At 65.6% G+C, this 21491-nt stretch carries 19 protein-coding genes and 1 tRNA gene; 6 read left to right on the top strand and 14 right to left on the bottom strand.

Annotated elements, in window-relative coordinates:
• Positions 1-8: 8 nt before the first annotated feature.
• Positions 9-2774: a [protein-PII] uridylyltransferase gene (locus tag BMX04_RS07680; RefSeq protein ID WP_074785697.1), complete on the top strand. Its 2766-nt coding sequence runs from the start codon at positions 9-11 to the stop codon at positions 2772-2774.
• A 355-nt stretch (positions 2775-3129) separates the two neighbouring features.
• Here the strand turns inward: BMX04_RS07680 and folD are convergent, their stop codons facing one another.
• Both folD and BMX04_RS07670 read right to left on the bottom strand, forming a co-directional pair.
• On the bottom strand, positions 3130-4020 hold the full coding sequence (gene folD / locus BMX04_RS07675; RefSeq protein ID WP_074785696.1) for a bifunctional methylenetetrahydrofolate dehydrogenase/methenyltetrahydrofolate cyclohydrolase FolD: 891 nt from the start codon (positions 4018-4020) through the stop codon (positions 3130-3132).
• Between the two features lie 68 nt (positions 4021-4088).
• Positions 4089-5765: a formate--tetrahydrofolate ligase gene (locus BMX04_RS07670; RefSeq protein WP_074785695.1), complete on the bottom strand. Its 1677-nt coding sequence runs from the start codon at positions 5763-5765 to the stop codon at positions 4089-4091.
• A 328-nt stretch (positions 5766-6093) separates the two neighbouring features.
• On the opposite strand from BMX04_RS07670, the gene BMX04_RS07665 reads away from it, so the two are divergent.
• Positions 6094-6861: an EF-hand domain-containing protein gene (locus BMX04_RS07665; protein WP_074785694.1), complete on the top strand. Its 768-nt coding sequence runs from the start codon at positions 6094-6096 to the stop codon at positions 6859-6861.
• Between the two features lie 65 nt (positions 6862-6926).
• Here BMX04_RS07665 and BMX04_RS07660 read toward each other — a convergent pair whose 3' ends face one another.
• The 11 genes from BMX04_RS07660 to ybgC form a co-directional block, all read right to left on the bottom strand.
• Positions 6927-7505, bottom strand: a complete 579-nt coding sequence (locus tag BMX04_RS07660) for an MOSC domain-containing protein (protein WP_074785693.1) — start codon at positions 7503-7505, stop codon at positions 6927-6929.
• Between the two features lie 53 nt (positions 7506-7558).
• Positions 7559-8278 (bottom strand): methyltransferase domain-containing protein, encoded by a 720-nt coding sequence (locus BMX04_RS07655; RefSeq protein ID WP_244888505.1) that lies wholly within the window; start codon positions 8276-8278, stop codon positions 7559-7561.
• Positions 8279-8340: 62 nt separating this feature from the next.
• Positions 8341-10263 carry an ATP-dependent zinc metalloprotease FtsH gene (ftsH, locus tag BMX04_RS07650; protein WP_074785691.1) on the bottom strand — a complete coding sequence of 641 codons (1923 nt, stop codon included), beginning with the start codon at positions 10261-10263 and terminating at the stop codon, positions 8341-8343.
• A 77-nt stretch (positions 10264-10340) separates the two neighbouring features.
• Positions 10341-11594 (bottom strand): tRNA lysidine(34) synthetase TilS, encoded by a 1254-nt coding sequence (gene tilS / locus BMX04_RS07645; protein WP_083398120.1) that lies wholly within the window; start codon positions 11592-11594, stop codon positions 10341-10343.
• Positions 11591-12424: a tol-pal system protein YbgF gene (gene ybgF, locus BMX04_RS07640; RefSeq protein WP_074785690.1), complete on the bottom strand. Its 834-nt coding sequence runs from the start codon at positions 12422-12424 to the stop codon at positions 11591-11593. The genes tilS and ybgF overlap by 4 nt, the downstream gene beginning before the upstream one ends.
• 20 nt (positions 12425-12444) lie before the next feature.
• Positions 12445-12954 (bottom strand): peptidoglycan-associated lipoprotein Pal, encoded by a 510-nt coding sequence (pal, locus tag BMX04_RS07635; RefSeq protein ID WP_074785800.1) that lies wholly within the window; start codon positions 12952-12954, stop codon positions 12445-12447.
• Between the two features lie 78 nt (positions 12955-13032).
• A complete protein-coding gene (gene tolB, locus BMX04_RS07630; protein ID WP_050663676.1) occupies positions 13033-14358 on the bottom strand; it encodes a Tol-Pal system beta propeller repeat protein TolB in 1326 nt (441 codons plus the stop codon).
• Complete coding sequence (locus BMX04_RS07625) at positions 14355-15485, bottom strand: energy transducer TonB (RefSeq protein WP_074785689.1); 1131 nt, start codon at positions 15483-15485, stop codon at positions 14355-14357. The genes tolB and BMX04_RS07625 overlap by 4 nt, the downstream gene beginning before the upstream one ends.
• 13 nt (positions 15486-15498) lie before the next feature.
• Positions 15499-15972 carry a protein TolR gene (gene tolR / locus BMX04_RS07620; RefSeq protein WP_050663678.1) on the bottom strand — a complete coding sequence of 158 codons (474 nt, stop codon included), beginning with the start codon at positions 15970-15972 and terminating at the stop codon, positions 15499-15501.
• Positions 15973-15975: 3 nt separating this feature from the next.
• Complete coding sequence (gene tolQ, locus BMX04_RS07615) at positions 15976-16671, bottom strand: protein TolQ (RefSeq protein WP_050663679.1); 696 nt, start codon at positions 16669-16671, stop codon at positions 15976-15978.
• 113 nt (positions 16672-16784) lie between these two features.
• Entirely contained in the window at positions 16785-17174 is a 390-nt protein-coding gene (gene ybgC, locus BMX04_RS07610) for a tol-pal system-associated acyl-CoA thioesterase (RefSeq protein ID WP_074785688.1), read from the bottom strand.
• A 105-nt stretch (positions 17175-17279) separates the two neighbouring features.
• On the opposite strand from ybgC, the gene BMX04_RS07605 reads away from it, so the two are divergent.
• Positions 17280-18533 carry a DNA polymerase IV gene (locus tag BMX04_RS07605; protein WP_074785687.1) on the top strand — a complete coding sequence of 418 codons (1254 nt, stop codon included), beginning with the start codon at positions 17280-17282 and terminating at the stop codon, positions 18531-18533.
• A 251-nt stretch (positions 18534-18784) separates the two neighbouring features.
• Here the strand turns inward: BMX04_RS07605 and BMX04_RS07600 are convergent, their stop codons facing one another.
• Complete coding sequence (locus BMX04_RS07600; protein ID WP_074785686.1) at positions 18785-19648, bottom strand: N-formylglutamate amidohydrolase; 864 nt, start codon at positions 19646-19648, stop codon at positions 18785-18787.
• Positions 19649-19794: 146 nt separating this feature from the next.
• On the opposite strand from BMX04_RS07600, the gene BMX04_RS07595 reads away from it, so the two are divergent.
• The 3 genes from BMX04_RS07595 to BMX04_RS07585 all read left to right on the top strand — a co-directional run bounded on the left by BMX04_RS07595 (position 19795) and on the right by BMX04_RS07585 (position 21470).
• Positions 19795-19869 (top strand) — tRNA-Val (locus tag BMX04_RS07595).
• Positions 19870-19946: 77 nt separating this feature from the next.
• Complete coding sequence (ykgO, locus tag BMX04_RS07590) at positions 19947-20072, top strand: type B 50S ribosomal protein L36 (RefSeq protein WP_050663377.1); 126 nt, start codon at positions 19947-19949, stop codon at positions 20070-20072.
• Positions 20073-20207: 135 nt separating this feature from the next.
• Positions 20208-21470: an NAD(P)/FAD-dependent oxidoreductase gene (locus tag BMX04_RS07585; protein WP_074785685.1), complete on the top strand. Its 1263-nt coding sequence runs from the start codon at positions 20208-20210 to the stop codon at positions 21468-21470.
• Positions 21471-21491 lie beyond the last annotated feature (21 nt).

The following is a 21491-nucleotide window of genomic DNA, read 5'->3' as shown; positions in this document are numbered from 1 at the left end:
ACCCTGACATGATCACGACACTGGCCCGCCCGGACGATCTGATCTGTCCGGCGCAGGAAATTTTCGACGAACCCGCCACCCGCGCGGCGCTCGACCGCGCGGTGAACGAGGCCGCAGGCGACATGGCCGCCCTGCGCCGCGCCGCCGTCGGCATCCTGTCGGAGCGGATGAAAGCCGGGCGCACCGCCATCGCCGAGGCGTTTTCCGCCCGGCCTTTTGACGCCCGCCCCGCCACCCGCGCCTATTGCTGGCTCACCGATTGCATCATCCTCAGCGCGCTCGATCTGGCGACGCAGCACATGCACCCGCTGCCCAACCCCACCGGATCCGAACGCATCGCGGTCTTTGCCGTCGGCGGCTACGGGCGCGGCGAGATGGCCCCGCAATCGGATGTCGACCTGCTCTTTCTGACCCCCTACAAGATCACCCCCTGGGCCGAGAGCGTGATCGAATCGATGCTCTACATCCTGTGGGATCTGCGCCTCAAGGTCGGCCATGCAAGCCGCACCATCCGCGACTGCCTGCGCCTCGGGTCCGACGATTTCACCATTCGCACAGCGCTCCTCGAAAACCGCTTTCTGGCGGGCGAAGACAGTCTCGCGGCGAAACTCAACCAGCGCCTGCGCGACAACCTCTTCAAGGGCACTGAGCGCCAGTTCACCGAGGCCAAGCTCGAAGAACGCGACGCCCGCCACGAAAAACAGGGCGAGCGTTACATGGTCGAGCCCAACGTCAAGGAGGGCAAGGGCGGGCTGCGCGACCTGCAATCGCTGTTCTGGATCGCCAAGTACCTGCACCATGTCAAGGATGTGAGCGAGCTTGTGGCGCTCGGCATGTTCACCCGCGACGAGTTCAGCACCTTCCTGCGCGCCGAGAATTTCCTCTGGGCGGTGCGCTGTCACCTGCACCTGATCTCGGGGCGGCCCAACGAGCAACTCACCTTCGACATGCAACTCGAAGTGGCCGCCCGCATGGGCTATTCCGACAGCGCCGGACGACGCGGGGTCGAGATCTTCATGCAGGATTACTTCCGCCACGCGACATCAGTGGGCGACCTGACCCGCATTTTCCTGACCAAACTGGAGGCCACGCAGCTCAAATCCGAACCGCTCCTGCAACGCCTGCTCAAGCGCCGCAAGACGCTCAAGCCGGGCTACGAGGAAATCCACGGCCGCCTCGCCATCAAGGACGAGGCCGAGTTCCTCTCCGACCCGCTCAACCTGTTGCGCCTGTTCGAGGAGGGGCTGCGCACCGGGCTGCTCATCCACCCCGACGCGATGCTGCTGGTCACCGCCAACCTGAACCTGATCGACGCGCAGATGCGCAACGACCCGCGCGCGGCGAAACTCTTTCTCGACCTGCTGCTGAAACACGGCAACCCCGAGCGCGCCCTGCGCCGGATGAACGAGCTTGGCATCCTCTCGGCCTTCATCCCCGAATTCGAACCGGTCGTCGCGATGATGCAGTTCAACATGTATCACCACTACACGGTGGACGAGCATATCATCCAATGCATCTCGCACCTCGCCCAGATCGAGCGCCGCGAGCTGATCGAGGAATTGCCGGTCTCGTCGTCGATCCTCAAGGAAGGCGTCAACCGCCGGGTGCTCTACGTCGCACTGCTGATGCACGATATCGGCAAGGGCCGGGACGAGGATCACTCGATCCTCGGCGCGCGCATCACCCGCAAGGTCGGGCCGCGCCTTGGGCTGAAACCCAAGGAGGTCGATACCGCCGAATGGCTGGTGCGCTATCACCTGCTGATGTCCGACATGGCCCAGAAACGCGACATCGCCGATCCCCGCACCGTGCGCGACTTCGCCAAGGCGGTGCAGACCCGCGAGCGGCTCGACCTGCTGCTCCTGCTCACCGTCTGCGACATTCGCGGCGTCGGCCCCGGCACCTGGAACAACTGGAAGGCCTCGCTGCTGCGCGCCCTCTACCGCCAGACCCGCCACGTGCTCGAAGACGGCATGGAGGCGATCACCCGCGAACAGCGCGGCGCCGATGCCAAGCGCAACCTGCGCGAGGCGCTCACCGACTGGGATGCCCGCGATCTCAAGCACGAAACCACGCGCCACTACCCGCCCTACTGGCAGGGGCTGCACGTCACGGCCCATGTGGTCTTTGCCCGGCTGCTCAAGGGGCTGCACGAGGACGATATCGGCATTGATCTCGCCATAGACGAGGACCGCGACGCCACCCGCGCCTGCTTCGCGCTGGCCGATCATCCCGGCATCTTCTCGCGCCTCGCCGGCGCGCTCGCCCTTGTGGGGGCCAATGTGGTGGACGCCCGAACCTATACCTCCAAGGACGGTTTCGCCACCGCCGCCTTCTGGATACAGGATGGCGACGGCCACCCGTTCGAGGCCGACCGCCTGCCCCGCCTGCGCCAGATGATCCTCAAGACCCTGCGCGGCGAGGTCGTCCCCCGCGAGGCGATCAAGTCCCGCGACAAGCTCAAGAAACGCGAACGCGCCTTCCGCGTGCCGACGCATATCACCTTCGATAACGACGGCTCCGAGGTCTACACCATCATCGAGGTCGATACCCGCGACCGCCCCGGCCTGCTCTATGATCTCACGCGCACGCTGGCAGGCTCGAACGTCTATATCGCCTCTGCGGTGATCGCCACCTATGGCGAACAGGTCGTGGACACATTCTACGTCAAGGACATGTTCGGCCTGAAATTCCACTCCGCAGCCAAACGCGCCTCGCTGGAGAAAAAACTCCGCTCCGCCATCGCCGAAGGCGTGGAGCGCGCCACCACCTGAGGGAGTGCGCGCATAGACGGCCGCGCTTTGTGCGAAGAGGTTGGGTGTTTTTCGCCTGTTGCTGCCGTTGACGTGAGCCGCGCATCGACGGGCCGCGGTACGGCGATCCAACTCCTGTTCTGCAGACCTTTATCTCTGCCAAGTCAGGAAAACATCCATGTGATGCGCAGGTTGCAGCCAAATCGCCGTGCCGTGGGGCGGCCCGGCGATGCGCGGCGGCCTTCGGCCTTGTTCCGCGCAGGTGCTTCAATCTAACGTCCGCTCCAGACCAATACCTGCCCAACTCCCTCGCCAACACAAAAGGGCGAGAGGCATCGCCCCCCGCCCTTCGCAAATCCCTACGACAATTCTGAAATCAGGCCGTCAGCCCCTCCGGCTCCGCCAGCCCGTTGGCCCGGCAACAGGCGGTCACCGTGTTGGCCAGCAGGCAGGCGATGGTCATCGGCCCCACGCCACCCGGCACCGGCGTCACCGCCCCAGCAACCTCTTGAACCGACGCGAAATCCACATCGCCGACCAGCTTGGTCTTGCCGTCCCGCTCGATCCGGTTGATGCCTACGTCGATCACCGTCGCCCCCGGCTTGATCCAGTCGCCCGGCACCATTTCAGGCCGGCCCACGGCGGCCACCACGATATCGGCCCGGCGCACAACATCGGGCAGGTCCTTCGTGCGGCTATGCGCGATCGTCACCGTGCAGCTGTCGCCCAGCAAAAGCTGCGCCATCGGCTTGCCAACGATGTTCGACCGGCCCAGCACCACCGCATCCATCCCGCTCAGATTGCCCAGCTTTTCGCGCAGCATCATCAGACAGCCGAGCGGCGTGCAGGGCACCATGCTCTTTTGCCCGGTGCCCAGCAGCCCGACATTGGAGATGTGAAATCCGTCGACATCCTTGGCCGGGTCGATGCTATTGATGACTAGATCGGAATCGAGATGATCCGGCAGCGGCAACTGCACCAGGATGCCATGCACCGCAGGGTCATTGTTCAACTGCTCGATCAACGCCAGCAGATCCGCCTCCGAGGTGTCCACCTCCAGCTTGTGCTCGACCGAGTGCATCCCCACCTCGACCGTCTGCTTGCCCTTTGAGCGCACATAGACCTGGCTCGCCGGGTCCTCGCCCACCAGCACCACCGCAAGGCCCGGCGTGATCCCGTGCTCCTCCCGGAGCCGCGCCACGTGACCCGAAACCTTGTCCCGGATCGTGGCCGCGAAAGCCTTGCCGTCGATGATGTCTGCCGTCATGTCTTTTCCCTTCTCTGCAACGGATCGGCCCGCCCGGTACAAGACCGCGCGAGCTGCCATGTTCTGGTTCAGAACAGCCCTTCGATCTGGCCGCCGTCATTCAGCCGGATCGACTCGGCCGCCGGTCTGCTGGGCAGTCCGGGCATGGTCATGATCTCACCGCAGACCACCACGATAAAGCCCGCACCGGCCGAAATCCGAACCTCGCGCACCGGCACCGAATGGCCGGTCGGCGCGCCACGCCGGTTAGGATCGGTGGTAAAGCTGTACTGCGTCTTGGCCATGCAGACCGGCAGGTTGCCGTATCCCTGATCTTCCCACTCTTTCAGCTGGTTACGGATCTTCTGATCGGCCAGCACCTCGTCGGCGCGGTAGATCCGCTTGGCGACCGTTTCGATCTTCTCGAACAGCGACATCTCGTCAGGATAAAGCGGGGCGAAATTGGCATTCCCGGCCTCGGCCACCTCGACCACCTTTTTCGCCAGCGGCTCGGAGCCTTCAGAGCCCAGTTCCCAGTGCCGCGACAAAACCGCCTCGGCCCCATGGCTCGCCACAAACTCCTGAACGGCGGCAACCTCGGCATCGGTATCGGTGACGAAATGGTTGATCGCCACGACAACCGGCACGCCGAACGATTTGACGTTCTCGATATGCCGTCCGAGGTTCGGACAGCCCGCCTTGACGGCATCGACATTCTCGGCCCCGAGATCGGCCTTGGCCACGCCACCGTTCATCTTCATCGCGCGCACCGTGGCCACGATGACCACGCAATCGGGCGCGAGACCCGCCTTGCGGCACTTGATGTTCATGAACTTCTCGGCCCCGAGGTCAGCCCCGAACCCGGCTTCCGTCACCACGTAGTCGCTCAGCTTGAGCGCGGTGGTGGTGGCAATGACCGAGTTGCAGCCATGCGCGATATTGGCGAACGGGCCACCGTGGACAAAGGCCGGGTTGTTTTCCAGCGTCTGCACGAGGTTTGGCTGCATCGCGTCCTTCAGCAGAACGGTCATCGCGCCTTCGGCCTTGATGTCACGGCAGAACACCGGGCTCTTGTCGCGGCGATAGGCGACGATCATCGCGCCCAGACGGTCTTCGAGATCCTTGAGGTTTTTGGACAGGCACAGGATCGCCATGACCTCGGAGGCGACGGTGATGTCGAATCCGTCTTCGCGTGCGAACCCGTTCGAGACCCCGCCCAGCGACGAGGTGATCTGCCGCAGCGACCGGTCGTTCATGTCGACCACGCGGCGCCACACGACGCGGCGGGTGTCGATGTTCTGCTCATTGCCCCAGTAGATGTGGTTGTCGATCATCGCCGACAGCAGGCTGTGCGCGCTGGTGATGGCGTGAAAATCGCCGGTGAAATGCAGGTTCATGTCCTCCATCGGGACAACCTGCGCATAGCCGCCGCCCGCAGCCCCGCCCTTCATGCCGAAGTTCGGCCCGAGGCTTGCCTCGCGGATACAGACCGTGGCCTTCTTGCCAATCCGGTTCAGACCGTCGCCCAGACCCACCGTGGTGGTGGTCTTGCCCTCGCCGGCAGGCGTCGGGTTGATCGCGGTCACTAGGATCAGCTTGCCGCTCTTGTTGCCCTGAACCGAGTTGATGAACTCCTGGCTCACCTTGGCCTTGTCATGGCCATAGGGCAGCAGGTGATCGCTGGAAATGCCCAGCTTTTCGCCGATCTCCTGGATGGGGCGCTTTTGCGCCTCGCGTGCAATCTCGATGTCGGATTTGTAGCTCATGGTCGGTCCTTTTGCTTTGCGCAGGGCAAGGTGTGGCACTGACCCGCCTATATCCAGTTTGCGGCATCCCGCAGCATGCGAATCCGACACATCCCGCCTCGCTTGCGGCGGCATGCCGCAGCCCGGTTTCTGATCGGAAACAGGCCACGCAGAAGCCCCACTGCCCCGCCACACCGCCGCAGGCCCGGATTTGGAACAGTTGTCGCCGAATTGCGTTGACCACCCGTACGAGGGGACGGCATCTGATCCGTGCGCTCCGATCGTGCGGCCATTGTCCTGCCCCTGAAACCGCCGATCCCGTCGGCACAGACAGAGGGAGAGCATTCCGATGAAACGCTTCTATACAACACTTCTTGCCAGCACGTCACTCCTTGTCGCCGCCCCGGCTCTCGCACGGTCAGAGGCCGAACCGGCGTCCATCTGCCAGAACGCCTTTTACTCTGCGGACAAGGATAATGACGGGACGCTGACCAAGACCGAAATCGACGATCACCGCGATGTGGTCTTCGAGCAGCTCGACGCCAACAAGGACGGCTCAATCGACCGTGAGGAATACGTCAACTGCGTCGGCCAAAAGGAAATGAAGTCCGCGCAGGACATCAAGGACACCAAGGAAGACAGTCGCTTCTCGGTCGGCAAGTGGAGCGATCTGAAAATTCCGCAAAAGGACCAACTGAGCGCCGAGGAGTTCGCCGACCTCGCCGAACGCGCGTGGAATGACGAAGACACCGAGATGCAAGCCGCACTGGGTTCCGGTCAGCAGGACGGCTCCCGCGAATCCTTTGCCAAGGCCGCAGCGGACCGGTTCCGTGCCTTTGATACGAATAACGACGGGATCCTGACCAAGAGCGAATATGAGAACCAGGTCGTCACAGAGGGCCGCTGGAGCGAAGACGCCCTGAACGAGCGGTTCGATGCCAGAGACGCTGACGGCTCCGGCGGTATTTCCCCGACCGAGTTTCGCGGTGCCGGCACCTGGGGGCCGCAGCCGGGCACTGCTGAGCCGCAAGACAAGGACGCCTCGGACACGCAAGGTGCCGACACCGGCGGCACGGTCGCTGTGCCGGTCTTCTACTACTATATCGAAGTCCTCTGAACCTCAGGCTCTGCAGGCCCGCGCGCCGCCATGTCGCATCGTGGCGGTGCGCAGGAGTGTCAGGGTTAAGGTCGCCAGCCGCGTTGGTCCGGAACATGCAATCGCAGCATCTCGCCCAGCCGCAGCACGCCCTCACGCTCGATCCAAGCGGTCACACCGCGCCGCCCCTGGGCCGCCGCCTTGAACCGCCCGCCGACCCCCGGCAAATGCGCGTCGATCACCTTGGCGGGCAGGTGACAGGGGCGGTTCTCCATATCCACCACCAGCGCCACGCCATCCGGCCCCTGCAACCGCGACGACGGCGGCAGATGGGTGAAATCGGGAATACCCTCGACCACCAGCGAGGCCCCGACCCAGGCCGGGTCAATCCGCTCAACGCCCATCTTCGCGGCAATCGCGGCAAGTTCCTCGACCGACAGCACCGAAAACTGCCGCACATTGCGGATCTCCGTGCCCTTGGGATACTGCGCCACGACCCGGCTGCACGAGGGGCGCGTCAGCCCCGCATGCTCTTCCCCTGCGATCCCCGCATAGCTGACCGCGACCTCGCTCAACGGCTCCGCCACAAGGCTCGCAGTCCGGTCCGCAACCCGCCCGATCCAGGCGATCCGCCCGGTATAGTCCGTCGGTTTCAATGCCGGCATGCCCGCCCCCGCTTCATCTTGCCAGAAATACTCATGCAACGGCGGCCACAGGCTCAGACCGTGAGGGTGAAAAACATCCGCCGGAACGGGAACAGCACCGTGCCATCGGCGCGCACCGGATAGGCGGTGTGCATCACCTCCTCGTAGCGGCGGATGATGTCGGCCTTCTCTTCGGGCTCCAGCATCGCCAGCACCGGGCGCGCATAGGTGCTCTCGGTATAGCGGCGCACCGGGTGGCTGCCCGGCTCGGCGGTCAGGCGCTGGTAATAGTCGGTTTCCCACAGGCGGAACTGCCCCAGGGGCGCCAGCAATTCCTCGTATTTCACCGGGGCCATGACACCGGGCGTGCCCATCTTCTCGACCCGCCCGGCGAAAAGCTCTTCCGCCAGCGTCAGCCAGACACGATGCGACGGGGCCTTGTTCTGATGCGGCATCTGCACGGCCAGCGTGCCCCCCTTGCTCAGCATCGCGGCAAGCCGCGGCATCAGGCTTTCGTGGTTGCCCACCCAATGCAGCGCGGCGTTGGAATAGATCAGCCCGGGGGCCTGACGCGGGTGCCAGTCGGCGATATCGGCCTGTTGCATCGCATCATAGCCGCCGCTCGCACGGGCCTTTTCCAGCATGGCGGGGCTGGCATCCACCCCCGTCAGCCCGCGTCCGGCCCCGCGCGCGCGCAGCGCCTCGGCCATCACCCCGTTGCCGCAGCCCAGATCGACCACATCCCCGGCCCCCATCTGCCCGACCGCGTTCAGCAGGTCGAGTGCGGGGCGCAAACGCTGATCCCGGAACCTAGCATAGGCCCCGGGATTCCAGTCTGCTTTTGCGAGCGTCGCGCTCACGTCGAGGGCTCGGGCTCCAGCCCGCCATCGCCCGACCCGGGCGAGGATTTGGGCTTGGTCTTGGGAATGGCGGTGACCGACGGTTTGGCGGCCTCTGCCGCGCCCCCGTCATCGTCACCCGCCTCGGGCGGCTCGCCCCGGATCACGCGGTTGATCTCTTCACCGGTCAGGGTCTCGTATTCCAGAAGACCCTGCGCCAGCCGCTCCCACTCGTCATGGCGCTCTTCGAGGATCGACTTGGCCTCCTGATAGGCCGTGTCGATCATGCGCTTGACCTCGTCCTCGATCAGCTCCTTGGTGTGGGCGGAAATCGAGAAGCCACCGGCACCATTGCCCATGTAGCCCTCATGCGCCTGCTCGTAATCGACATTGCCCACCTTGTCGGACATGCCCCAGCGCATCACCATCGCGCGGGCCAGACCGCTGGCCTGCTGAATGTCTCCCGCCGGCCCGTTCGAGACGTTCTCCTCGCCGTATTTGAGGATCTCGGCGGCTTTCCCGGCCATGGTCATGGTCAGCTTCTGCTCGCATTCGGACTTGTGCCAGTTCAGACGGTCGATCTCCGGCAGGCTGACCACCATGCCCAGCGCACCACCGCGCGGGATGATCGTGGCCTTGTAGACCGGATCGCATTTCGGCAGGGCAAGGCCAACCACCGCGTGCCCAGCCTCGTGATAGGCGGTCTTTTCCTTCTGGTCGTCGGTCAGCACCATCGAGCGGCGCTCGGCCCCCATCATCACCTTGTCCTTGGCATTCTCGAAATCGACCATGGTGACGAAACGGCGGCCCACCCGTGCGGCCATCAGCGCGGCCTCGTTCACGAGGTTGGCCAGATCGGCCCCCGAGAATCCGGGCGTGCCGCGCGCGATCAGGCGCAACTCCACATCCGGCCCCAGCGGCGTCTTGCGGGCATGCACGCCGAGGATCTTCTCACGGCCCTTGATATCGGGGTTGGGCACGGTGACCTGACGGTCAAAGCGGCCCGGACGCAGCAGCGCGGGGTCGAGCACATCCTTGCGGTTGGTCGCGGCGATGATAATCACGCCCTCATTGCTCTCGAACCCGTCCATCTCGACCAGCAACTGGTTGAGCGTCTGCTCGCGCTCGTCATTGCCGCCGCCATAGCCCGCGCCACGGTGACGACCGACCGCGTCGATCTCGTCGATAAAGACGATGCAAGGCGCGTTCTTCTTGGCCTGCTCGAACATGTCGCGCACGCGGCTCGCACCGACACCGACGAACATCTCGACAAAGTCCGAACCCGAGATGGTGAAGAACGGCACACCGGCCTCGCCCGCGATGGCGCGCGCCAGCAGCGTCTTACCGGTGCCCGGAGGGCCCACCAGCAGCGCCCCCTTCGGGATCTTGCCACCGAGGCGCGAGAATTTCTGCGGGTTGCGCAGGAACTCCACGATCTCTTCCAGCTCTTCCTTGGCCTCGTCGATGCCCGCCACGTCGTCGAATGTCACGCGGCCATGCTTTTCGGTCAGCATCTTGGCCTTGGACTTGCCAAAGCCCATGGCCCCGCCCTTGCCGCCGCCCTGCATGCGGTTCATGAAATAGATCCACACCCCGATCAGCAGCAGGAAGGGCAAGAGCGACACGAGGAAGGTCTGGAAACCCGACTGCTCCTGGCTCTCGGCCTTGACCGGCACGCCCTGGTCGATCAGCTGTTGCGTGATCTCGGCATCCTGCGGCTTGATCGTGGTGTAATCCTGCCCGTCGGCCCCGCGATAGCGCACCGCCTCGCCGTCCAGCGTGACCTGGCTCACCGCGCCGTCATCAACGGCCGCCACAAACTCGGAATAGGGGACAGAGCGGCTTTGCAGCGTGTTGCCCGAGCCGCTGAACAGGTTGAACAGCGCGAGGATCAACAGGAACAGGACCAGCCAGAAGGCGATGTTTCTTGCGTTGCCCAAGAGTTTTCTCCCAAAATTCGGTTCCCCGCTCATAGCACGGGGTGCACCGTTCTTAAATAGACATCACAACCCCATGTTCAATGAGATAATAACGCGTCGAAGTAGGACGCACCGTCGCGGCTGAGCCGCAGCGCATAGCCACCCGACCATCCCGCCAGCGGCGCCGCCAGCAATTCCTCACCACGCCAGAGCGCCGGACTAGCCAGCGCCGCGCCATGCGGCAGCCCGCCCGCGCGCCAATCGGGACAGGCGCGCAGTCCTTCGGGGCCAAGTGCCGCGACCTCTGCCCCCGCCACCTCCGGCCCGTTAATGCACCAGCGCCCGTCCCAGACCTGCCCCTGCGGCACGCGCAGCCCGGCCACCGCATTATATTCCCGCCCGATGCGCAGCATGTCGCCCTGCGCCTGCATGTAACAGCCCTGCAGGGTCATCGTCTCTCCGTCCCGCGCCGCCGCCAGAAACTGCGTCATGGCAGGGCCGCGCGGTGGATACTCCGCCCCGTTGATCCAGCGTAGCGCGCTCTGAAGAATGCGCCGCGCCGCCTCGTCCGGCATGTCCCGCAAGGCGGCGCGCGCGATCACCACATCGCCCGCCTCGATCCGCACATGGTCCTGCGCCAAGCCATACGCCTGATGATAAAGCGCCGCGCGCGCCCCGGCCATTTTCCGGGCCGTGGCCGCCAGCGTTGCCGTGTCGATCCCGAGCGGGGCCAGCGCAGCCAGCGCGGCACGGGTGCGCGCACGCTCATAGGCCGCATCGCTGTTGGTCGGGTCCTCGACCCAAGCCACGCCGCGCGCGCGCAGAAGATCGCGGAGCGCCTCGCGCCCCAGCCCCAGCAAAGGCCGGTGAAACGTCACACCCGCCTCGCGCCAGCGATCCCGCATCGCCGCCAGCCCATCCACCCCGGCCCCGCGCGCCAGCCGCATCACAAAGGTCTCGGCCAGATCATCCTCGGTATGGCCCACGGCGATATCCGCAATGCCGTGCCCCAGCGCCCACTCAGCCAGCAGCGCGTAACGCGCGCGCCGGGCACGATCCGGCAGGTTTCCCGCGCCGTCATGGCCGCCCCATGTCAGCGCGTCATGCGCAATTCCAAGCCCGGCACAGATCCGCGCGACCTCTGCCGCCTCCGCCGCCGCCTCGGCCCGCAGCCCGTGATCGACCGTCGCCGCCCGCAGATCGGGGCCGCCGTCGCGCCGCCACTCATCCAGCAGGTACAACAAGGCAAGGGAATCGCTGCCGCCCGACACGGCCACGCCGATCACCCCCGGTACGCCGGGGTGAAAATGGCGCGTGAGACTGTGACGGATGTCCGATCCGTCCGTCGTCACGAACAGCCGAGCCGGGTCAGTTCCGCCTGCGCATCCGCGACAGCCGCCGCATTGGGATAGCGCGTCGCGACCTGCCCCAGCGTCACACAGGCCTCGTCGGTCTGGCCAAGCTGCCCCAGCGAGCGCCCCAGACGAAACAGCGCCTGCGGGGCCTCGTCGCCATCGGGTGCTACACTGAACGTCTCCAGATAGGCGCGCGCGGCATCGCTCTTGCGGCCCGCCGCCTCCAGCGCCTCACCGCGCAGCAATCCAGCCTGCCCGCTCAGCGGTCCACCGGGATAGGCCTGCTGAAAGGCCGCGAACTGCTCGGCCGCCGCCGCATGATCGCCCGCTTCCATTGCGGCCTGCGCGCGCTCGAAATCGTCGCGCTCGCCCACGGCAAGCTGCGGCCCGTCGCCGCTGCCCTCGTCCGGCGTGGCAATCGCGCCGCCGCCGCCCGTGGCAGGCTCCACCCCGCCCAGCGTATCGCCGGGCTCAAGACCCGCGATATCGCAGTCGGGCTCCAACTCGCACAGCCGGAATTCAAGATCACCGACACGGTTGGTGCCGTCACTCACCACCCGGTCGATGCGAAACTCCAGTTCCTCGGTCTTGGAGGTCAGGCGCTGCACCTCGCTCTCGATCGCGTTCACCCGGTCGAGGATCGAGCCGCCACCCGAAAGCTGGCTCGCCCCGCCCGTGGTGCTTAGCTCGCGCCGCAGTTTCTTCAACTCGACGAACAGCACCGACAGCTCCTGCCGGATATCGGCCAGCGTTTCGGTGCTCTGCGCCCCCGCCCCGATCGGGGCAAGGGCCAGCGTGGCCGCGAGTGTTACAGCAAGATAGCGCATATGGCCCCCAAATCGTCGGATCAGCTGCTCAGACCGGCGGCAAGCACCGTCACCGCGCGGCGGTTCTGCGTGTAACAGCTTTCCTCGCTGCAAATCTCGATCGGGCGCTCCTTGCCATAGCTCACCACCTTAAGGCGGTTCGGCGCAACGCCCCGGCTGACCAGATATTCCTGCACCGCATTGGCCCGGCGCGCACCCAGCGCGAGGTTGTATTCCCGCGTGCCCTGCTCATCGGCATGGCCTTCGATCACGGCGGTGTAATCAGGGTTCGACCCCAGCCAGTTCGCCTGCCCGTTCAGCGTCGCCTGCGCGGCATCGCTCAGGCTCGACTGATCGACGGCGAACAGAACCCTGTCGCCGATGGTCTGCTGGAAATAGGCCGGCGATGTCGGATCCTGCGCCGAGCCCGCAAGCCCCGCGCCACTGCCGCCAAGATCGACGGTATTCTGGTTCTCGAACCGGTCGGGATTGGTACAGGCGGCAAGTGCCAGCCCCGCACACAGGATCAGTGTCTTGCTCAGATAGGTCATTTTTGCCCCGTTTGTTTTCATGGCCTCGGTCATTGTTTACCACAGCCCGCGCCCCAAGGAAACGCGGGCCGTGCATCGTCAGTTCTGAAGCGGCCCCCAGGAGGGGTCGCTCGCCCCGCCATTGGTCTGAACCTGCTTGAGATTGCGCCCCGAGATATCCACCGAATAAAGCCGCGCCTGCCCCTGCGCGCCCTGGGTCTCGCGGGTGAACATGATCACCCGGCCATTCGGCGCCCATGTCGGCCCCTCGTCGAGGAACGATGCGGTCAGCAGACGCTCTTCGCTGCCATCGGTGCGCATCACACCGATGTGAAAGCGGCCCTTGGATTGCTTGGTGAACGCGATCAGATCACCGCGCGGCGACCAGACCGGCGTGCCATAACGCCCTTGCCCGAAACTGATCCGCCGCGCCTCACCCCCGCCTGCGGCCATGATATATAGCTGCGGCGTGCCCGAACGGTCGCTCTCGAACACGATCTGGCGGCCATCCGGGCTATAGCTGGGCGCGGTCTCGATCGAGGGCGCATTGGTCAGCCGCGTGCTCGCCCCGCTGCCGATATCCATGCGGTAAAGATCGGTATTGCCACCCTGCGTCAGCGAATAGACCACCGTGCGCCCATCCGGCGCGAAACGTGGCGCAAAACTCATCGTGCCGTCCATCGTCGGCAAGACGCGGCGGCCCACGCTGGCCACGTCCAGCACATAGATGCGCGGAAAGCCGGTCTCGTAACTGGTATAAAGCACCCGGTCACCCGAGGGCGAAAAGCGCGGCGCAAGCACAAGGCTGGAACTGTCGGTCAGATACTGCACATTCGCGCCGTCGTAATCCATGATCGCCAGCCGCTTGGCGCGCTGATCCTTGGGGCCGCTCTCGGCCACATAGACCACCCGGCTGTCGAAATAACCGCCCTCGCCGGTGATCCGCGCATAGACCTGATCGGCCACCTTATGCGCGATCCGCCGCCAGCCGTCCTGCGTGCCCACGAATTGCAGCCCGTTGCCCAGCTCTTGGCCCGCAAACACATCGTAGATGCGGAACTTGACCACCAGACGCCCCGACCCGTCGACGCTCACCGCGCCGGTGATCAGCGCCTGAGCCTTGACCGCGCGCCAGTCGGCGTATTGCACCGGGCTTTCAAAGCTGGTGATCCGGCTGATATGCGCCTGCGCCGGGATTTCCCGGAACAACCCGGTGCCGCTCAGGTCCGACGCGATGACCCGCGACAGGTTGCGCCCCATCTCGGTCGCCGTGGCACTCTCACCCACGAAATCGGGCACTGCGTAGGGCATCGGCTCGATCACACCCTCGGTGATCTCGATCCGAAGCGGACCGCTGTTCTGCGCAATCGCGGGCAGCGCCCAAAGCATAAGCGCCGCAAGGAGGCTCATCATATACCGCATCATTTGATCCTCATGTTCTCCGGATTGAATGTCATTTCGATATCACGCCAGTGATCGTATTTCTCGACCGGCAGGTCGAATCCGTCATTGCCACAGCGGATAATCGCCCGCCGGGCCGCCTCGAACGCCTGTTTCGCCGCTGCATCTCCACCGCCCGAGGCGCTCAGCATACGAATGCTGCCGATCTCGGGCCTGCCACTCTCGGCCATCTGCACGCCCACCACGACGGTGGTGCGCAGCGCCTCGGAACTCAGGCTGCCCACGTTCCAGCAGCGCTGCACGGCCACCCGCAGCGCGTCCTTCTCGCCCCCGGTCAGGGGCGGGCCGCTCGGGGCCTGGCTGCTCTGCTGCGCCTGGCCCAGGGCCGCCGCCAGCGCGTCGTTGACGGCACTTTGATCGGTGGCAGGCGTTTCGGGCTCGGTTGTCGTTTCGGGCTGCGGTGTCTCTTCGGGCTCAGCCTCTGCCGTGGCCGCCGGGCGCGCCGGGCGCGAGCGCGGGCGCACCGAGGCCGAGGGCGCAGCCTGCGCCGGTTCCTCCGCCTCGGTCACGATCTCGGTCGCGGCCTCTTCCGGGGCCGTCGCCTCCGACGGCTCCTCGGCACTCTCGGCGCCCTCGTCGGGCGTCACCTCGGGGCTCGCTACGTCATCCACGCGCACATCCGGCTCGGGGCGCGCCACCGCTTCGGGGGCGACGCGCGGCGCGGGGCGCGGCTGCGGGCGGGGCGAGACCTCGGGCACCATCACGGCCGTATCCTCCTGCGGCACCTCCATGACGGGGGGCGCATCCTCGACCTCGGCGGGCGCGGGCGGGGTGATCTGCGACACATCGGGCGCGGGATCAGGCGGCGGTATCGCGCTTGCGTCGGGCTGCGCCGCCTCGGGCGGTGTGTCGGCCTCTGAGCTCAGGCTCGGCGCCGCCTCGCCCGGCGCGGGCGGCTCGGGCGTGTCGACATCGGCCACCGCATCGGGCGCGCTCTGGCGGTCCATGATGGCGGCGAACTCCTCTTCGGAAATGGCTGTCGCCTGCACCACCTCGAAGGGCGGCGGCGCGGATTGGAACACACCTCCGATGAGGGCCCATCCGATCAATGCCAGATGACCCACCCCCGATATGATCTGCCCGGTATTCACACCAGTCGCGCCCCTAGCCGCCCTGCCCGTCAAGCGCGGGCCCGCCGGCATCCGTCACCAGCCCGATATTGCCGAAGCCTCCACGATTGAGCGCCCCCATCACCTGCATCACGTCGGAATAGGGCACCGCGCCATCGGCGCGCAGGAACACCCGCGTGCTGTCGCGCTCGGTGGCAATGGCGCGCAGCCGCGCCACCAGGTCGCCGCGCGGCACCTCGGTGGTCTGGATCATCACCGTGCCATCCGCCGTGACCGTCACGGTCAGCGGCTCTTCTTCCTCGCTCGGCAGGGAATTGGCGGCGGTCTCGGGCAGTTCTACCGGCACGCCCACCACCATCAGCGGGGCGGCCACCATGAAGATGATCAACAGCACCAGCATCACGTCGACAAACGGCGTGACGTTGATCTCGGCCATCGGGCGCGACCGTCCGCGCCCGCGCCTGCGCCGCCCCTGATCGCCGGATTTCTGAACGACCCCCGCGCCCATGGCCTAGCTGTCCAACTGACGGCTGAGGATGGTGGCGAACTCGTCGGCAAAAGCCTCGTAGCTGGCCACGATGCGGTCCGCGTCAGCACTCAGCTTGTTGTAGAAGATCACCGCCGGAATCGCCGCGAGCAGGCCCAGACCGGTGGCCAGCAGCGCCTCGGCGATGCCCGGTGCCACCACGGCCAGATTGGTGTTCTGCTGCTCGGCGATATTGATAAAGGAATGCATGATCCCCCAGACCGTGCCGAAAAGACCGATGAACGGCGCGGTAGAGCCCACCGTCGCCAGCACCTGCAAGCCGCTTTGCAGGCTCTCGGATTCCTTGGCAATCGCCACATCCATGCTGCGGTCGATCCGCGCCGTGGCCCCGGCGATCAGCGCGCCATCGGTGCGGTGACTGCGCCGCCATTCCATCATGCCCGCCGCGAAAATTCGCTCGAAATGCCCGTCCGGCTCCGGCCCGATCTCGTCGAAAAGACCATCCAAGGGCTCGCCCGACCAGAACCGCCGGTCGAAGATCTCGGCCTCGCGTCGGGCCTTGCGATAGGTAATGAGTTTCTGGACGATGATTGACCAGGCCCAGAACGAGGCCACGATCAACAACAACATCACGAGTTTCACGACTAGGGTGGAGCGCGCGAACAACGCCCACATGGAGAAATCCATCTCCTGTGCCAATGCCAGGGTTTCTGCTTCCATCTGCCTGCTCTTTATAGGTTTGGCCGGTTTACCCGCCTTATTGGGGCCGACCCTACCCTATTTCCAGAGGGAAAGCCAACATATCCGCATCAAAACAGGCGTGATCGCACCGATCAGTGAAGTTGCAGGCGGATATTCGCCGGAAGCCGCGCCGGCTGCCCCGCCTCATTCACGCAGACCACCGTCACCATCGCCTGAAACAGCCGCTCCACCCCGCGCATCACCACATGTTCCATCACCAGCCGGGCGCCCGTGACCTGCACCGTGCGCGTCTCGACCTCCAGCGCGTCGTCGAATTTCGCCGAGCCCAGGTAATCCGCCTCGACCCGGCGCACCGCGAAAATCACCCCGTCGCGCTCGCGCATCGCGTTCTGGTCTATCCCCAGATCGCGCACCCATGCGCTGCGGGCGCGTTCGATGAACTTGAGGTAGTTGGCGTGATAGACGATACCGCCCATATCGGTATCTTCGTAATAGACGCGGACGGGGAAACGGTGGGTCATGGCGGGCGCTCCTTGGTCGCGCGGACCCTAGGCCGCGCCTGCACAACTGACAAGCACCATCAAATGGCTGCCAAGCCGCTCAAACTGAGATAATCTGCCTCCATCATGCCCAGCCTCTGCCGCGATTGCCTGACCCGATTCGAGGATGCCCGCCGCTGCCCCGCCTGCGGCAGTCCGCGTGTGGCGTCACATCCCGAACTCTGGGACCTGTCGATCGCGCATATGGATTGCGACGCCTTCTATGCCAGCGTCGAGAAACGCGACAACCCGGGTCTCGCCGACAAGCCGCTGATCATCGGCGGCGGGCGGCGTGGCGTGGTCTCGACCGCCTGCTATATCGCCCGCATTCGCGGCGTGCGCTCGGCCATGCCCATGTTTCAGGCGCTGCGCCTCTGCCCCGAGGCGGTGGTGATCCGACCCCGGATGGAGGTCTATGCCGAGGTCTCACGCGCCATCCGCGCGATGATGCTCGATCTGACGCCTTCGGTGGAGCCGCTCTCGCTCGACGAGGCGTTTCTCGATCTCACCGGCACCGCGCGGCTGCACGGCGCGCCGCCTGCCGTGATGCTCGCCCGCCTTGTGCGGCGGATGCGCGATGAATTGGGCGTGACCGGCTCCATCGGCCTCAGCCATAACAAGTTTCTCGCCAAGATCGCCTCGGATCTCGACAAACCGCACGGTTTTTCTGTGATCGGCGTGAAGGAGACCGATGATTTCCTGCGCGACAAGCCCGTCAGCCTGATCTGGGGGGTCGGCCAGTCGACCCTGAAGGCCCTCAACGGCGCGGGCATCCACACATTCGCCGACCTGCTGCGGTGGGAACAGCGCGACCTGATCGCGCGGTTTGGCTCTATGGGCGACCGGCTCTGGCATCTCGCACGCGGGCAGGACCGCCGCCGCGTCGCCGCCAACGCGCCGGTCAAGTCGATCTCCAACGAGACCACGTTTTCCCAAGATACCGCCGACCTCGACCTGCTCGACGGGCATCTCTGGCGGCTGTCGGAAAAGGTGGCCGACCGCTCCAAGGCCAAGGGCATCGCGGGCCGCGTCGTGACGCTCAAGCTCAAGCGCGCCGATCATTCGCTGCTCACCCGCCGCCAGAGCCTGCGGGATGCCACCCAAATGGCTGACACGCTCTACCGCGCCGCGCGCGCACTGATGGATCAGGTGCCGCAGGGCGCGGCCTACCGGCTCATTGGCGTTGGGCTGTCCGATCTCGTGCCAGAGGACGGCGCCGATCGCTCCGGCGACCTGCTCGACCCGCAAGCCGCCCGCCGCGCCGAAGCGGAACGCGCCACCGACGCGATCCGCTCGAAATTCGGGCCTGACGCGATATTGAAGGGGCGGGCGTTGCGGTAGGTCGTGGGGGGCTGGGTTTGGCCTTGAGCGGACCTTTGCCGTCAGCCGCGCATCGACGGGCCGCGGTACGGCGATCCAACGTCAATTTTGTATCGCTTTATATCAGCCAAGCCCGAAAAACATCCGCGCACAGAGCAGGTTGCAGCCAAATCGCCGTGCCGGGGGGTGGCCCGGCGATGCGCGGCGGCCTTCGGCCTTGTTCCGCGCAGGTGCTTCAATCTAACGTCAGCTCCAGGCCAAAAGCCGCCCCGCTACTCCGCCGCTAGCGGCACCGCATCCGAACGCCCGATATCGGCAATCTCGCGCACCACCTCGCGCATCAACCGCCGAAACGCCTCGAAATTCCCATTCGGCCGGATCAGCCGCTCGTTCATGTAAAGCGCCCGGTCGATCTCGATCTGCACCGCGTGCCGCCCCCGCGTGGGTCGGCCATAAGCCTGCGTGATATAGGCCCCGGCAAACGGCGTGTTGCGCGTCACCACCAGCCCGGCCCGCGTGAACACCTCCTCGATCCGGTCCACCACCGCGCCATCGGCGGCAGCCCCGAACCGGTCGCCCAGAACGATCTCGGGACGGCGCACGCCGCGCCGCGCGACCGCATCCATCGCCTCATGCGGCATCGAATGGCAATCCACCAGGATCGCCTCGCCGAACATCAGATGCGCCTGATCGAGCTGCCCCTGCAACGCCGTGTGATAGGGCTGCCAATAGGTCTCGATCCGGTGCCGCGCCTCGACCATGCTGAGCTTGCCGGAATAGATCGCCTGCCCGTTCGCCACGACCCGAGGGATCACCCCCAGCCCCGAGGCCACCCGCGGATTGTGCCCCTGTCGGCTCACCCCCTCGATCAGCGCCGGGTCAAGCTCGTCGGCGCTGCGGTTGAGATCGACATAGGCGCGTGGCGCCCCCGCCCTGATAAACGGCGCCCCCGCACGTGGCGCGCAATCAAACAGCTGATCGACAAACGCATCCTCGGATGAACGCACCGAATGCTCGTTCAGCGCGGTGCGGCGCAGGAAGGTCCACGGGTAATCGCGCCCGCTATGCGGCGAGGCGAACACCACCGACGTGGTGCGCCGCTCGGGATGGGTCAGGTGATAGGCGGCCTTCGGCATACGCGCTCCTCTTGAAAGTCATAATAGACCGAAAATGCGTATCTAAAAGCCCTTGATCCCCTCTCCGACTCCTTTTATAGACCAGCGAACCGGCGCGGGCTTCCGCGCCCCTATTCGTTGGGGCGCAAGGTCTGACTGGCATTCATGGGCGATTAGCTCAGCGGTAGAGCACTTCGTTGACATCGAAGGGGTCACAAGTTCGAACCTTGTATCGCCCACCATGAATTCACTGTTTCGCATCTGCGGAACACCCGTAACCCAAGGCGCTGGCCCGCGCCACGACAGACAGGAGACGACCATGAAGGTTCGTAATTCGCTGCGTTCGCTCAAGAACCGGCACCGCGATTGCCGTGTCGTGCGCCGCAAAGGCCGCGTCTACGTCATCAACAAGTCGCAGCCCCGGTTCAAGGCCCGCCAGGGCTGAACCCGGCTTCGGTGCGTCGCACCGATCAAGATCGAACCCCGCCCCTCTCCGGGCGGGGTTTTTCTTTTGCACGCCCGCCACATGCCCTTGCCGCGCGCCACGCGCTGCGCTTAGGTGGCGGCATTCCTTCGACACATGCATCAGAGGCCGCCTGTGAGCACGCCCCAGAACATCATCGTCATCGGTGCCGGCATCTGCGGCCTCAGCTCCGCCATCTGGCTGCGCCGCGCGGGCCACATAGTCACGCTCGTCGATCGCGAGTATCCCGGCGCGGGCGCGTCGCAGGGCAATGCCGGGCTCTTGGCACAATGGGCCATCGTGCCGGTCAACACGCCCGATCTCATCCCCACCGCGATCAAGTATCTCAGCAACCCGCGCTCGCCGCTCTTCCTGCAATGGTCCTACCTGCCGCGCCTGCTGCCGTGGCTGTGGCAGTTCACCCGCAACGCCACGCCCGAGGGCACCCGCCGCATGGTCGAGGGGCTGATCCCCATCGTCGGCGACAGCGTCGATCAGCACCGCGCGCTGGTGCGCGGCACTCCGGCCGAAAAATGGCTCGCCACCAGCGATTTCGCCTATGCCTATCCCAGCCGCGCCGGTTTTGACGCCGACAGCTACGGGTGGGAGATGAAGCGCACCGCCGGGCATATCCCCGAGGTGATAGAAGGGGCGGCGGTAAGAGAGGTCGAGCCGATGCTCGGCCCCGCCACCCAATGCCTCGCCCTGCTCAAGGACCACGGCCATATCCGCGACCCGCTCGCCTACATGGCCGATCTTGCCAAGGTTCTGCAATCCGAGGGCGGCCACTACCGCCGCGCCGATGTGCGCGACATCACCCTCACCGACGGGCGCATCACCGGCGTGGTGACCGATCAGGGCCCGCTGCCCTGCGATACGGCTGTTCTTTCGGCGGGCATCTGGTCGAAACCGCTGATGCGCAAACTCGGGCTCAAGGTGCCGCTCGAGGCCGAACGCGGCTACCACCTGCATTTCAAAGCCCCCTCGCAGATGCCGCGCCACCCGCTGATGATTTCCAGCGGCAAATTCGCGGTCAACCCGATGGCGCACGGACTGCGCTGCGCAGGCACCGTGGAACTGGGCGGCATCACCAAGGGGCCATCCCGCGCGCCGCTCGATCTCATCCGCCGCGTCTCGGCGCAGGTCTTCCCGGAGCTCACCTATGACAGCGTCGAGGAATGGATGGGCTTTCGCCCCTCGACCCCGGACAGCCTGCCGATGATCGGCGAAATCGGCCAGACCGGCGTGCATGCCGCCTTCGGGCACCAGCATATCGGCCTGACAGCAGGGCCCAAGACCGGGCGGCTCATCGCCGACATGATCGCCGGACGCCGTCCCAATATCGACCTCGCCCCCTACGACGCCAACCGGTTTTCTTAATCCCCACGCGACGTACCCGCG

It is taken from the genome of Roseovarius tolerans (assembly GCF_900109855.1).
Taxonomy (GTDB): domain Bacteria; phylum Pseudomonadota; class Alphaproteobacteria; order Rhodobacterales; family Rhodobacteraceae; genus Roseovarius; species Roseovarius tolerans.
Note: the sequence above shows the minus strand (reverse complement) of the source record. Positions and strands in the feature narration are given on the sequence as shown.